The organism is Nonomuraea sp. NPDC049684 (assembly GCF_044465345.1).
GTDB lineage: Bacteria > Actinomycetota > Actinomycetes > Streptosporangiales > Streptosporangiaceae > Nonomuraea.
In genome coordinates, this window is sequence record NZ_JBITLO010000018.1 from 145,819 (window position 1) to 158,346 (window position 12,528).

Below are 12,528 nucleotides of genomic sequence, written 5' to 3' on the forward strand. Positions count from 1 at the left end.
CCGCACAGAACCATTCACAAGGGTGAACCTTTCTCCAGAGAGAAGCAATGCGATGACCACCGACCGGCCTGACTGGCCCAGACATCCAGGACTGGAGGGCAAGGTCGCCCTCGTCACCGGCGGCTCCCGCGGCATCGGCGCGGCGACCTGCCACGCGCTGGCCGCCAACGGCGTCAAGGTCGCGGTCACCGGCCGCGACACCGAGGCGGTGGACCGCGTCGTCGCCTCGATCACCGCCGAGGGCGGCCGGGCGCTGGCCGCGCCCGGCGACGTGACCGACGCCGGCGTCCTGGCCCGCATCCGCGCCGCGGTGGAGGCCGCGCTCGGGCCGGTGGACATCCTGGCCCCGTTCGCCGGCGGGCAGGGCGCGCCCGCGCCGACCGCGGGGCTCGACCCCGGCCGCTGGCGCGCCGTGCTGGAGTCCGACCTGACCTCGGTGTTCCTCACCGTCCACGAGTTCCTGCCGGGCATGCTGGCGAGGCGCGACGGGTCGATCGTCCTGATGTCGTCCACCGCGGGCCGGCAGCCCGGAGGCGCCAACGCCGCCTACGCCGCCGCCAAGGCCGGTGTCGTCATGTTCGCCCGGCACCTGGCCGCCGAGGTGGGCGGCGACGGCGTGCGGGTCAACTGCCTGGCGCCCTCGGCCGTGCTCAACGACAAGCTCGCCGCGCTGCCCGCCGAGCGGCTCGCCCAGCTCGCCGCGGCGTTCCCGCTCGGGCGCGTCGGCCGACCCGCCGACGTCGCCCAGGCCGTCCTCTACCTCGCCTCGCCCGCCGCCTCCTGGGTGACCGGGGCGACCCTCGACCTCACCGGCGGACGGGTCTCGTGATGAACGCCGCGCTCCGCCCGTCCCCCGCATCCACCGTCCAGACGGAGGCCATGTCATGACCGACCCGATGACCGATCCGATGACCGAGCGGCTCGTCCGGTTCCAGCGGCCCGGCGCCCTGCCGTACTTGATCGGCGCCGACGAGGCCCGCCTCGCCGCCCTGTTCGGCCTCGACGCCGGCGCCTACCGCGCGCTGCTGGACGCCTTCGACCGCCAGACCCGGCAGGCCGCCGAGACGCTGCTGGCCCGCCCCGGCCTCGCCGACGCCGTCGACCGGCTGCCCCTGCACCCCGAAGACGCCCGCGACCCCGGCGACGCCCGCGACGCCTTCCATGTCGTCGCCGTCGGGGAGAGCACCACCGCCGACCGCCTGTCCTGGTTCGAGATCCTGCGCCGGCTCGTCGCGCTGCGCCGTCCCGGCGACGCCGTCCGCTTCACCAACCTGGCGATCAGCGGAAGCACCACCACCCAGGCGCTCGCCCAGCTCCCCGCCCTCGGCTTCCAGCGGCCCGACCTGGTGCTGTGCATGATCGGCGCCAACGACACCCAGCACCTGGCCCCCGGCGCGCCGACCCTGGTCAGCGCCGCCGAGACCGAGCGCAACCTGGCCATGCTGCACGACCTGGCCCGGCAGCGGGGGCCCGTCCGCTGGGTCTGGCTCACCCCCAGCCCCTTCGACGAGCCGCGCGCCGCCGCCTACCCGCACTTCCGGCGCGCCGGCATCACCTGGGCCGGCAAGGACGTCGACGCCATCGCCGACCACCTGCTGAGCCGTCCGGAGCCGGTCGTGGACACCAGGCTCGCCGTCCGCGAGGACCACCACTTCCTCGACGACGGCGTGCACCTGAGCATCGAGGGCCAGCGCGAGATCGCCGAGGCCGTCGTACGGGCCCTGGCCGGTGCGGCATGAAGCTGATGGTCCTCGGCGCGACCGGCGGCACCGGGCGCCAGGTGGTCGAGCAGGCGGTCGCCGCCGGGCACGACGTCACCGTCCTGGCCCGCGACCCCGGCCGCGTCCCGGCGGGCGAGCGGGTGCGCGTGATCGGCGGCGACGTGCTCACCCCCGGCCCCTGGCGGGACGCCGTCGCCGGGAACGAGGCCGTGCTGTCGTGCCTGGGCAGCACCGACCGCGGCCACCCCACCACCGTCTACTCCCAGGGCACCGCCAACGTCATCGCCGCCATGCGCGACAGCGGGGTGCGCCGCCTGCTGTGCCTGTCCTCGGCGGGCCTGGACATCCCGCCGGGCACGCCGCTGGGCCGCCGCCTGGTCACCCGTTACGTGATCCAGCGCCTCTACCGGCACGGCTACGCCGACATGAGACGCATGGAGGCCGCCGTCACCGCCGCTCACGACATCGACTGGACGATCGTGCGCCCGCCGATGCTCACCGACGGCCCCCTGACCGGCCGCTACCGCACCGCCGAGAACGCGCCCCTGGCCAAGGCCGGCTCGATCTCCCGCGCCGACCTGGCCCACTACCTGCTCGGCCACCTCGCCGGCGAGCACAACCGGCACGCCGTCGTCGAGATCGCCGGCGGCTCCTGACCCGCTTCCGGCCGGCGGCGGTCTCAGCCCAGCCGGGTGGCGAGGAAGCGCAGGGCGCTGTCGATCTCGAAGTCCGGCACGTCGGCGTGCCTGCCGGGATTGGCGTGCAGGGTCTTGTCGGCCGAGCCCAGGGCGTCGAACAGGGCCAGGGCCTCGGCCCGCGGCACCCGTTCATCGTCCCACTGCACCAGGAACCGCACCGGGACGGTGACCCCGGCGGCGGCCTGGGCCGAGGCGAGCGAGGTGCCGCTCAGCCCCAGGACCGCCGCGCCGATCCGCGGCTCGGCGGCCACCAGCGGGATCCCCAGGGCACAGCCCAGCGACACGCCCCAGTAACCGACCGGCCCCTGGTCGCCGAGCGCGTCCAGGACCGACCGCCACTCCGGCACGGTCCGGGCCGCCAGCAGCGCGTGCAGCTCGGCCAGCAGCGGGGTGGGGTCGCCCGCGCCGGCCATCCGCTCCCGCAGCGCGGCGATGAGTCGCTCGTGCTCGGCGCCCGGAGGCCGGTCGCCGTGGGCCGGGGCGTCGATGGCCGCCGCCGCGAGGCCGCGTTCGGCCGCCAGCCGGTGCGCGCGTCCCACGACGCCCGGGGCCTGCTTGTGCTGCCCGCCGCCGTGCCCGATCAGGACCAGGCCGCGGGGTTCGGCGTCCTGCGGGGTCCACAGGACGCCGGGGATGTCGCCGAGGGCGAAGGATCGTTCGATGACGCCGTCGGCCGACGTCCGGGTGAGAAAACGCATGCGCGTCTTGAGCCTTTCGGGATGCCTTGTGCGGGCGCTCCCTAGGCGATGCGCATGAGGGAGCCCCGACCTGTCACGACGTTGATCGGTCTCACCTCCTCAGTTCGATGCGTGGCAAAACGTACCACACCATCAGTTCTCCGCCGCGGTGAAGGAGATCCACACGTCCGGCGGGACGTCCGGGCGGTTCGGGACGGGCCGGCGCTCCTCCGTCCACGCCGCACCGGCGAACTCGGTCGCGACGCGCCGCCAGAACGCCACGCCCGCCGTGTTGGCGTCCTGGAAGGCGATCCGCCACGGCCCGGGATGCCGGGAGATCACCTCCCGGACGACCCGCAGCCCGATCCCGGACCGGCGCGCCCCGCGCACGACGAAGAAGCTGTTCAGCACCCGGACCGGTCCGGCCGCCGCACGCACGAACGCGAACCCGACCGGCCGGTCGCCGCTGGTGAACAGGTAGGCCGTCCAGTCCTCGCCGTCGAGGGCGGTGCGCAGGCGGTCGCCGTGGTAGGTGCCGTCGGGGTCGGGCAGCCCGCCCTGGAAGTCCGCCATGTCGTGGCGGAACATGAGCCAGAGGCGTTCGACGGTGGGATGGTCCGCGGCCTCGACGGGCCGCACGCTTACCGGAGAAATGCTCATACAAGCACTCTCGGCCGGATGCAACATCCGGCCGGAAGGTAAAAACTAGCAGAAGACGATCACCGCTTGGGCCCGCGGGCGTCAGCCGCGCAGCAGGTCGAGGATGTGCGGCCAGGCGTCGGCTCCGAGCCCGGCGTCGGCGACCGGGTCGCCCCCGTAGAGGAAGTCAGGAGACTCGGGGGCGGGCCCCTCCCCCGGCAGGCGCGGACGGTGACCGGCCTCGGCCCGGCTGACCACCCGCACCGGGAGCCCGGCGGCGCGACGCCGGGCGGCCAGCCGCCCGGCGAACGGCAGGGACGGCCACATGGCGTCGTCCCCGCCCGCCACCAGCAGCACGTCGGCCGCCGCCGCCTCGATCGGGATCTCCGCGGCCGGCACCAGGCCGGCGAACGTGCGCTCGCTGAGCTCGTACAGCTCGCGCAGGGCCAGCGGGCCGTGCTCGGGCTCGGCCTCGGCCCAGTCGTCGTCGTACGGGACGAACGGCAGCGGCCGCCCCCGCCACGTCCAGGACGACCGGTAGGGACGCCTCTCCCCGTCCGGCCCCGGCCCGACGTTGCCCCACACGACCGAGGTCGGCGACAGCGCCACCACCCCGCCGATCCGAGGGTCCCGGACGGCGGTCAGCAGCGCGGCCTCGGCCCCCTTCGACATGCCCAGCACGCAGACCCGCCGGACGCCGGTGGACTCCAGCAGATCGACGGCCGACACGAACGTCTCCAGCGGGATCTCGCAGATGCCGGGCGGCTGCCCCGGACCGCCGAACCAGCGGATCGACAGCGCGGTCACCCCCTCCGCGGCCAGCAGGCGGGCCCTGTCCCGTTCGATCCGCCCGCTCGACCCCGCCAGCACGAGCACGCCCGTGCGGACGGCCGGGCCCGGCGTGACCAGGACGCCTTCCCACGGGGAGCTCAGTTCGCGCTCGTCCATCACCGTCACCCCTCGGCCTTGGGCGGAACGGCATTCTACTGAGACCGCGCGCTCACCGAAATGGTGCATCATGGCCGGAACACCCCATGACGAGCGGAGCACACCATGTCCTTCCAGGCTTACCTGGACAACATCGAAGCCAAGACCGGACTGACCCCCCGCGAGTTCATCGCCCTGGCCAAGGAACGCGGCTTCGACGCCCCGTCCACCAAGGCCGGGACGATCATCGACTGGCTCAAGCAGGACTACGAGCTCGGACGCGGCCACGCCATGGCCCTCGTCCACGTGATCAAGAAGGGGCCGCAGATCGACGCCAGGCACGTCGGCACCACCGGTTCCCACCGCGACGAGTCCGACGTCCTCTGGCTGGACGGCAAGGACAACCGTCCCGGCCCCGCCTGACCGCCCGGCGGGGATTCATCTCCCGCCGGGCGGCTTTACGTTGTAGATCTGTAGGGGTCAGAAGTCGGCGTCGAAGCTGACCGAGCCGGTCACCCCCACCTGGTACGCCGACACCCGCCGCTCGAAGAAGTTCGACAACTCCTGCACGTCCTGCAGCTCCATGAACGCGAACGGGTTCTTCGACCCGTACAGCGGCTCGATGTCGAGCTGGGCCAGCCGCCGGTCGGCCACGTGCTCCAGGTAGGAGCGCATGTCCGCGGTCGACATGCCCGGCACGCCCTGCCCGAGCAGGTCCTCGGCGAACTGCGCCTCGCAGTCGACCGCCTCGGCCAGCATCTCCCTGACCTGGCCGGCCATCTCCTCGTCGAAGAGGCCCGGCTCCTCCTGCCGGACGACGTCCACCACGTCGAAGGCGAAGGCCATGTGCATGGACTCGTCGCGGAAGACCCAGTTGGTGCCCGAGGCCAGGCCGTTCAGCAGGCCGCGCGAGCGCAGGAAGTAGACATAGGCGAACGCGCCGTAGAAGAACAGGCCCTCGATGCAGGCGGCGAAGCAGATCAGGTTGAGCAGGAACGCCCGCCGGTCCTCGCGGGTCTCCAGTCGCTGGAGGCTGCCGATGGAGTCGATCCAGCGGAAGCAGAACTCGGCCTTGCGCCTGATGGAGGGGATGTTCTCCACCGCCGCGAACGCCGCGAACCGCTCCTCCTCGTCCGGCACGTAGGTGTCCAGCAGGTTCAGGTAGAACTGGACGTGCACCGCCTCCTCGAACAGCTGCCTGCTCAGGTACAGGCGCGCCTCGGGGGCGTTGACGTGCTGGTAGAGGTTGAGCACCAGGTTGTTGGCCACGATCGTGTCGCCGGTGGCGAAGAAGGCGACCAGGCGGCTGACCAGGTGGCGCTCGGCCGCCGACAGCTTGGGCAGGTCCTTCAGGTCGGAGTGCAGGTCCACCTCCTCGACCGTCCAGGTGTTCTTGATCGCGTCGCGGTAGCGGTCGAAGAACAGGGGGTAGCGCATGGGCCGCAGGGTCAGGCTCATGCCCGGGTCGAGCAACATCGGATTCTCCTCGGGGGTCACTGGCAGGCCTCGCACGACTCGGGGTTCTCCAGGGAGCACACCAGGGCCTCCTCGGACTTGTTCGCGAGGGGCGCGGGGGGCGCGAGGGGCACGGTGGCCTGCTGGATGCGGGTGGCCGGTCGCGAGCGCAGGTAGTAGGTGGTCTTCAGGCCGGACTTCCAGGCGTACAGGTACATCGAGGAGAGCTTGTCGATCGTCGGCGCGCTCATGAACAGGTTGAGCGACTGGCTCTGGTCGATGAACGGCGAACGCGCGGCGGCCATGTCGATCAGGGCGCGCTGCGGCAGCTCCCAGGCGGTGCGGAACAGCCGGCGCACGTCCTCCGGCAGCTCGGCGATGCCCTGCACCGAGCCCTCGGCCTGCTTGATGGCCGCCCGGACGCGGTCGTTCCACAGGCCGCGCGACTTCAGCTCGGCCACCAGCGCGTTGTTGATCTGCAGGAACTCCCCGCTCAGCGTCTCGCGCTTGAACAGGTTGGACACCTGCGGCTCGATGCACTCGTAGCAGCCGACGATCGAGGCGATGGTGGCGGTCGGCGCGATCGCGATCAGCAGCGAGTTGCGCAGGCCGTGGGCGGCGATGCGCTCGCGCACCGCGTCCCAGCGCGCGGACTGGGTGCCGTTCCGGCCCCACAGGTCGTGCTGGAGCCGGCCGCGGGCCGCCCACGTCTGGTCGTAGGCGGGGTGGGCGCCGAAGCGCTCGGCCAGGCCCGCGGAGGTCTCCAGCGCCGACAGGTAGATCTCCTCGGCGATCCGGGTGGACAGCTCCTTGGCCTCGGCCGAGTCGAACGGCAGGCGCAGGGCGAAGAAGACGTCCTGCAGGCCCATCACGCCGAGGCCGACCGGACGCCAGCGCGGGTTGCTGGCCGCGGCCTGCTCGCTCGGGTAGTAGTTGATGTCGATCACCCGGTCGAGGAAGGTGACCGCGGTGCGGACGGTGGCGCGCAGCCGCTCCCAGTCGATGTCGCCGCCGGTCAGGTGGGCGGCGAGGTTGACCGACCCGAGGTTGCAGACCGCGGTCTCGGCGTCGCTGGACACCTCGACGATCTCGGTGCACAGGTTGGACAGGTGCACGACGTTGCCGGGCTCGGCCGCCTGGTTGCACAGGCGGTTGGCGGCGTCCTTGAAGGTCATCCAGCCGTTGCCGGTCTGGGCCAGGGTGCGCATCATCTTGGCGTACAGGTCGCGGGCCTTGATCTGCCGGACGTACCGGCCGTCGCGCTCGGCGGCGCGGTAGGCCTCCTCGAACGCCTCGCCCCACAGGTCGGGCAGCTCCGGGACCTCGTCGGGGTCGAACAGCGACCAGGTGCCGTCGGCCTCGACCCGGCGCATGAACTCGTCGGGGATCCAGTTGGCCAGGTTGAGGTTGTGGGTGCGCCGGGCGTCCTCGCCGGTGTTGTCGCGCAGCTCCAGGAACTCCTCGACGTCCGGGTGCCAGGGCTCCAGGTAGACGCAGGCGGCGCCCTTGCGGCGGCCGCCCTGGTTGACGGCGGCCACGGACGCGTCGAGCGTGCGCAGCCACGGGACGATGCCGTTGGAGTGCCCGTTGGTGCCGCGGATCAGCGCGCCCCGTGAGCGCACCCGCGACCAGGAGATGCCGATCCCGCCGGCGAACTTCGACAGCTGCGCCACCTGGGCGTAACGGTCGTAGATGGAGCCGATCTCGTCACGCGGCGAGTCGACCAGGTAGCAGGAGGACATCTGGGTGTGCCGGGTGCCGGAGTTGAACAGCGTCGGCGAGCTGGGCAGATAGGCCAGCGACGACATGAGCCGGTAGAAGCCGACGGCCTCGGCGGGCGTCTCGGACAGCCCGCAGGCCACGCGCAGCAGCCAGTACTGCGGCGTCTCCACCACCAGCCGGGTGGACGGGTGGCGCAGCAGGTAACGGTCGTAGACCGTGCGCAGCCCGAAGTACTCGAACCGCAGGTCGGCGGTGACGTCGATGGCGTCGTCCAGCTTGCGGGCGTTGGCGTTGACGAACTCGGCGGTCTCGTCGCCGATGAGCCCCTCGGCGTGGCCCAGCCGGATCGCCTGGCTGAAGGAGGCCACGCCCTGCCCGCGGACCTCCTTGTCGATGTAGCCCGACAGCAGCCGCGCGGCCAGGCGCGAGTACTGCGGCTCCTCGCCGATCATCTCGGCGGCCGTCTGGATGGACAGCCGGTCCAGCTCGGCGGTGGTGGCCCCGTCGTAGAGGCCGCTGATCGTCTTGGTGGCCACCCGCATCGGGTCGATGTCCGTCAGATCGGTCGCCCAGTGCTCCACCGCACGTACGATCTTGTTGACGTCGACCGGCTCCGCGGTGCCGTTGCGCTTGCGCACCTGCATCTGCACGCGCCGCGGCGCGGACCTGTCGGCGTCCGCCCGCGCCGGCTCGGCCAGGTCCGTCATCGGGTCCCCTGTGACCGTCACTGCGCTCTCCCCTCGTGAACTCGGTCAGCTGCCGAGAACGCGCGCAGGAGGCGGACGGCGAGGCGCCACAGCCCTCTCGCCAGCGCCGTCCACCGTCCCACGCGGTCTCGGAGCAGCCGCGCGCGCATGATCGCGCGCGGCGCGCCGGCAGGTCTTCGGACTCGTGGGCATGCTGTCGCTGCCTACTGGCCGTCGCTTCCCGGGCCGTCGGCCCAGTGCGTGTGACGGCGTTCGTTCCCACTCACCGCTGCGGGGCAGTCCCGGATTCCCACCGGGTTCCCTCTTGCCTCGGCCGCCCTGGCGGGGCGACCGAACCGGCTGCGGGGAACACCATATATAGGGTGGATCAAAAAGTCACACCCAACATCTCGTGTTGCGAAGAACCCGCGCTCCGATCCGTCCGCCCGCCGCGAGGCCGGCCGGGCCGCCTCTCCGCGTGCCGCGCGGGCGGGGCGTGTGATCGACGCCACAGACCGGCCGCGCCCGATTTTCGCTACCTTAGGTATCGATACTTCAAGTAGCGAAAAGCTGAGGAGACGACCATGAGCCAGACCTCCACCGGCCGTCCGGTCACGCCGGACTGGGACACCGTCACCCCCGCCGAGCTGGCCGCCTACGCCGAGGCGGAGAACCGGCTGCGCGCCTCCGCCGAGGCCCAGGCGATCACCGGCCGGCCGGACCCCGGCGCCACCATCGACTGGCGGACGGTGGCGCTGCCCGGCCGCGACATCCGCGTCCGGGTCCACCGGCCGCGCGCCGCGGCAGAGCCGGGGGACGTCCTGCCGCTCGTGCTGCACGTGCACGGCGGCGGCTTCGTCGGCACGGCGCCGCAGAGCGACTGGGTCAACAGCCACCTCGCCGCCCGCCTGCCCGCCGTCGTCGCCTCGGTGGACCACCGCCTCCTCGACCGGCGCACGCCGCTGGCCGACGCCGCCGACGACGGCTGGGACGTGCTCCGCCACGTGCTGGAGCACGCCGCGCAATGGGGTGTCGACCCGGCGCGGACCGTCCTGTTCGGCGAGAGCTGCGGCGGCCTGATCTGCGCCCTGGCGGCGATCAGGGCACGCGACGCCGGCCTGCCCCTGAAGGCGCAGGTGCTGGTCAACCCGGCCGTGGACGTGACCGGGACGATGTTCGACCACCCCTCGATCGCCCGGTACGCCGACACCCCGACGCTCAGCGTGCCGGTGCTGCGGCTGTTCCACCGGCTCGCCGTGCCCACGGGGACGGACGCCCGCGCGCTCTCCCCGCTGCACGCCGCCGACCTGGGCGGCCTGGCCCCGGCGCTCGTGGCGGTGCCGACCCACGACCCGATCGCCGACCACGGCCGCCGCTACGCCGAGGCGCTGCGGGCCGCCGGCACCCAGGTCCGCCTGGCCGAGTACCCCGAGGCCGGGCACGCCTTCCTCAGCATGCCGGCGCTGGCCCCCCAGGCCGAGGACGCGCGGGCCGAAATCCTGCGCTTCCTCCGCGACGCCCTCGCCGCGTAACCCCGCGACCGGAGCGGGGACGGGCCGCCCCTCGCGTGCCGCCGGGTTCTGCTTCATGATTCGAAGTGTCACCCCGTGGCCCCTCGCGATGGGACGGTCAGTGAAGCGCATCCTCGCCTGGGTCGGCGTCAACGTCGACATCCTCATCGCCCTGGCGGTGGCGGTCGTCGTGAGCGTCCTCGACGTCGCGGGCATCGCCACCGCGGAGGCCGTCAGCAACGCCACCGTGGCCACGCTGGCGGTGCTCGCGTTCGTCATGCTGCGCAGCCGGATGCGGGCGCAGTCGGCGGAGAACGCCGTGGAGCGGGCCGTGCTCGCCGCCGATCGCAAGCTCGACCTGCTGCCGTCCCTGCTCCAGGAGCAGTCGGCGGTCCGGCTGGTGCGCGGCGAGGAGTTCAACCGGATGCTGGCGCAGGCGCGCGGGGACACCGACCGGTGGATCTTCAAGGGCTCGACCGGCGCGTACGTGCGGGCGGTGACGCTGCCCGAATGCCTGGCCAAGGCCCGGCAGGGACGGCGGGCGCTGCTGGTCCGGCTGGAGATCCTGGACCCCGACGACCTCGTGCTGTGCGAGCGGTTCGTCCGCCTGCACCGCAGCCTGGCGCTGGACGACGACAGCCCGGAGCTGACCTGGACCGCCGACGGCACCCGCAGGGAGCTCTACGCGACCGTGCTGTCGGCCTGCTGGCATCACCAGCGTTACGAGCTCCTGGACATCGAGATCGGGTTCTCCTCGATCGCCTCGACGTTCCGCTACGAGCTGTCCTCCCGCCACATGTTCATCACGCAGCGGGGGCCCGGCTTCCCCGCCACCGTCATCACCGGGAACGCCCTGGCCCTCGACTGCTGGGCCACCGAGCTGCACGCCAGCCTCCGCCAGGCCCGCCCGCTGAACCTCAGGGGCGCCGAGGACGTGACGCTGTCGTTCTCGCCCACGGTCGAGGAGGTCCGGGCGCTGTTCGAACGCCTCGGCCTGGCCCTGCCCGGCGCCTACGGCGACGACGACGTCGAGGAGATCGTCGGGATGGCCTTCAGGAACGTCGACCCGTACGACAAGGCGGCGGCCTGGGGGTGAGCCGCCGCCGGTGCGGTCAGCGCCCGGCGTCCCGGGCGACGACGCCGTGCGCCAGCCGGGTCAGGGCGGCGGTGATCTGCCCGGGGGTGAGCCCGCGCCTGCGCTGCTCGGCGTAGACGTCGGGGCCCAGCGGGGCGAGCAGGATGTCGGCCAGCGCCTCGGTCTCCGGGACGCCCGCCTCGGTCAGCAGCACCCGCACGTGCGCCCGCCAGAATCCGTAGGCGCCGGTGGCGTAGCGCAGCGCGCCCTGCTCGGCGCCCAGGACCAGCGAGATGTGCTCGTCCAGCAGGCCGGTCATCGCGGCGTAGAAGGCGGCGAGCCGGTCGGCGGGGGGCGCGCCGGGGCCGAGCGGCGGGTCGCCGCGCAGCAGGCGTTCCTGCAGCTCGCGCTCGTGCTCGTCGAGCAGGGCCTGCGCGATCGAGACGGTGTCGGGGTAGCGGCGGTAGAGCGTGCCCCGCCCGACGCCCGCGGCCTTGGCGATGTCGTCCATGGTCACGCCGCGCGGGTCGCGGGTGGCGAACAGCTCGGCCGCCGCGGCGAGCACCTTGGCGCGGTTGCGGGCGGCGTCGGCGCGCTCGCGCGGGCGGCCCGCCTCCGCCACGGGACGTCCGGTCAGCAACTCGGTACGGGACTCCATGGCGGCGACTCTAACCCACTCCGAGATAAGTGGACAACGTGCCCGCTTAGTTGCTACGGTCACCTCGACCGCAAAACGGACGTCATGTCCACTTATTTCGAGGAGCCCCTCATGGCCGTTCTGCTGCACCTGGACGCCAGCGCCCGACGCCGTTCGATCAGCCGCGAGCTCGGCGACGCCTTCGCCGAGGCGTGGCGGTCCGCCCACCCCGAGGGCACCTACGTCCACCGCGACCTGGCCGCCGAGCCGGTGCCGCACATCGGGGAGGCGTGGACCGAACTGTGCGACTACGTCATGGCCAACCAGATCACCGACATCTCCCGCTACCACGAGGCCGCCCGCACCCCGGAGCAGGCGGCCGCGTGGGCGATCGTCGAGCCGCTGCTGTCGCAGCTGGTGGCCGCGGACGTGGTGCTGATCGCCACCCCGATGTACAACTACTCGATCCCCTCGGCGCTCAAGGCCTGGCTCGACCAGGTGACCTTCCCCAAGATGTCCCTGGCCGGGCGGCGTTTCGTGATCACCACCGCCCGCGGCGGGGCCTACTCGCCCGGCGCCCCCAAGGCCAGGTTCGACTACCAGGAGCGCTACCTGCGTGACTTCTTCGCCGGCCACTTCGCCGTCGAGGACACCACCGTCGTCGCCGCCGAGCTGGCCAACTCCCGCGTCGACCCCGGCCTCTTCCACCTGCGCGCCCAGCACGACGAGCTGTACGCCTCCGCACTGCGCGGCGCCCGCGACCTGGGGAAGGAGTTCTGA

At 72.7% G+C, this 12,528-nt stretch carries 13 protein-coding genes and 1 riboswitch; of the genes, 7 read left to right on the forward strand and 6 right to left on the reverse strand.

Going from position 1 to position 12,528, the window contains the following annotated elements; genetic code table 11:
- Positions 1-52 precede the first annotated feature (52 nt).
- From ACIBST_RS41110 to ACIBST_RS41120, 3 genes are read left to right on the forward strand one after another with little or no spacing between them, the layout of a single operon-like run.
- The gene (locus ACIBST_RS41110) at positions 53-829 is read left to right on the forward strand and encodes an SDR family NAD(P)-dependent oxidoreductase (RefSeq protein ID WP_397178920.1); all 777 of its coding nucleotides are present in this window, start codon (positions 53-55) and stop codon (positions 827-829) included.
- Between the two features lie 55 nt (positions 830-884).
- The gene (locus ACIBST_RS41115) at positions 885-1,739 is read left to right on the forward strand and encodes an SGNH/GDSL hydrolase family protein (protein WP_397178921.1); all 855 of its coding nucleotides are present in this window, start codon (positions 885-887) and stop codon (positions 1,737-1,739) included.
- Positions 1,736-2,377, forward strand: coding sequence for an NAD(P)-dependent oxidoreductase (locus tag ACIBST_RS41120; RefSeq protein WP_397178922.1), 642 nt, complete (start codon positions 1,736-1,738; stop codon positions 2,375-2,377). The genes ACIBST_RS41115 and ACIBST_RS41120 overlap by 4 nt, the downstream gene beginning before the upstream one ends.
- A 23-nt stretch (positions 2,378-2,400) precedes the next feature.
- Here the strand turns inward: ACIBST_RS41120 and ACIBST_RS41125 are convergent, their stop codons facing one another.
- From ACIBST_RS41125 to ACIBST_RS41135, 3 genes are all read right to left on the reverse strand, one after another.
- Positions 2,401-3,117, reverse strand: coding sequence for an alpha/beta hydrolase (locus ACIBST_RS41125; protein ID WP_397178923.1), 717 nt, complete (start codon positions 3,115-3,117; stop codon positions 2,401-2,403).
- A 132-nt stretch (positions 3,118-3,249) separates the two neighbouring features.
- Positions 3,250-3,756, reverse strand: coding sequence for a GNAT family N-acetyltransferase (locus ACIBST_RS41130; RefSeq protein WP_364418580.1), 507 nt, complete (start codon positions 3,754-3,756; stop codon positions 3,250-3,252).
- Between the two features lie 81 nt (positions 3,757-3,837).
- Positions 3,838-4,683, reverse strand: a complete 846-nt coding sequence (locus tag ACIBST_RS41135; protein WP_397178924.1) for an acyl-CoA thioester hydrolase/BAAT C-terminal domain-containing protein — start codon at positions 4,681-4,683, stop codon at positions 3,838-3,840.
- Positions 4,684-4,788: 105 nt separating this feature from the next.
- Between ACIBST_RS41135 and ACIBST_RS41140 the strand changes: the two genes are divergently transcribed.
- Positions 4,789-5,085, forward strand: coding sequence for a DUF4287 domain-containing protein (locus ACIBST_RS41140; protein ID WP_397178925.1), 297 nt, complete (start codon positions 4,789-4,791; stop codon positions 5,083-5,085).
- 57 nt (positions 5,086-5,142) lie between these two features.
- On the opposite strand, the gene ACIBST_RS41145 is transcribed toward ACIBST_RS41140, so the two are convergent.
- The gene (locus ACIBST_RS41145; protein WP_397178926.1) at positions 5,143-6,138 is read right to left on the reverse strand and encodes a ribonucleotide-diphosphate reductase subunit beta; all 996 of its coding nucleotides are present in this window, start codon (positions 6,136-6,138) and stop codon (positions 5,143-5,145) included.
- 17 nt (positions 6,139-6,155) lie between these two features.
- Entirely contained in the window at positions 6,156-8,567 is a 2,412-nt protein-coding gene (locus tag ACIBST_RS41150) for a ribonucleoside-diphosphate reductase subunit alpha (protein WP_397178927.1), read from the reverse strand.
- A 128-nt stretch (positions 8,568-8,695) separates the two neighbouring features.
- A riboswitch (cobalamin riboswitch) is annotated at positions 8,696-8,901 on the reverse strand.
- Between the two features lie 208 nt (positions 8,902-9,109).
- Between ACIBST_RS41150 and ACIBST_RS41155 the strand changes: the two genes are divergently transcribed.
- Both ACIBST_RS41155 and ACIBST_RS41160 read left to right on the forward strand, forming a co-directional pair.
- Entirely contained in the window at positions 9,110-10,057 is a 948-nt protein-coding gene (locus ACIBST_RS41155) for an alpha/beta hydrolase (protein WP_397178928.1), read from the forward strand.
- A gap of 100 nt (positions 10,058-10,157) precedes the next feature.
- Positions 10,158-11,132 (forward strand): hypothetical protein, encoded by a 975-nt coding sequence (locus tag ACIBST_RS41160; protein WP_397178929.1) that lies wholly within the window; start codon positions 10,158-10,160, stop codon positions 11,130-11,132.
- A gap of 16 nt (positions 11,133-11,148) precedes the next feature.
- On the opposite strand, the gene ACIBST_RS41165 is transcribed toward ACIBST_RS41160, so the two are convergent.
- Complete coding sequence (locus ACIBST_RS41165) at positions 11,149-11,769, reverse strand: TetR/AcrR family transcriptional regulator (RefSeq protein ID WP_397178930.1); 621 nt, start codon at positions 11,767-11,769, stop codon at positions 11,149-11,151.
- Positions 11,770-11,880: 111 nt separating this feature from the next.
- Between ACIBST_RS41165 and ACIBST_RS41170 the strand changes: the two genes are divergently transcribed.
- On the forward strand, positions 11,881-12,528 hold the full coding sequence (locus ACIBST_RS41170; protein ID WP_397178931.1) for an FMN-dependent NADH-azoreductase: 648 nt from the start codon (positions 11,881-11,883) through the stop codon (positions 12,526-12,528).

Coding starts and splice junctions, on each gene's coding strand:
- ACIBST_RS41110 (WP_397178920.1), top strand. CDS start 53: ATGACCACCGACCGGCCTGACTGGCCCAGACATCCAGGACTGGAGGGC.
- ACIBST_RS41115 (WP_397178921.1), top strand. CDS start 885: ATGACCGACCCGATGACCGATCCGATGACCGAGCGGCTCGTCCGGTTC.
- ACIBST_RS41120 (WP_397178922.1), top strand. CDS start 1,736: ATGAAGCTGATGGTCCTCGGCGCGACCGGCGGCACCGGGCGCCAGGTG.
- ACIBST_RS41125 (WP_397178923.1), bottom strand. CDS start 3,117: ATGCGTTTTCTCACCCGGACGTCGGCCGACGGCGTCATCGAACGATCC.
- ACIBST_RS41130 (WP_364418580.1), bottom strand. CDS start 3,756: ATGAGCATTTCTCCGGTAAGCGTGCGGCCCGTCGAGGCCGCGGACCAT.
- ACIBST_RS41135 (WP_397178924.1), bottom strand. CDS start 4,683: ATGGACGAGCGCGAACTGAGCTCCCCGTGGGAAGGCGTCCTGGTCACG.
- ACIBST_RS41140 (WP_397178925.1), top strand. CDS start 4,789: ATGTCCTTCCAGGCTTACCTGGACAACATCGAAGCCAAGACCGGACTG.
- ACIBST_RS41145 (WP_397178926.1), bottom strand. CDS start 6,138: ATGTTGCTCGACCCGGGCATGAGCCTGACCCTGCGGCCCATGCGCTAC.
- ACIBST_RS41155 (WP_397178928.1), top strand. CDS start 9,110: ATGAGCCAGACCTCCACCGGCCGTCCGGTCACGCCGGACTGGGACACC.
- ACIBST_RS41165 (WP_397178930.1), bottom strand. CDS start 11,769: ATGGAGTCCCGTACCGAGTTGCTGACCGGACGTCCCGTGGCGGAGGCG.
- ACIBST_RS41170 (WP_397178931.1), top strand. CDS start 11,881: ATGGCCGTTCTGCTGCACCTGGACGCCAGCGCCCGACGCCGTTCGATC.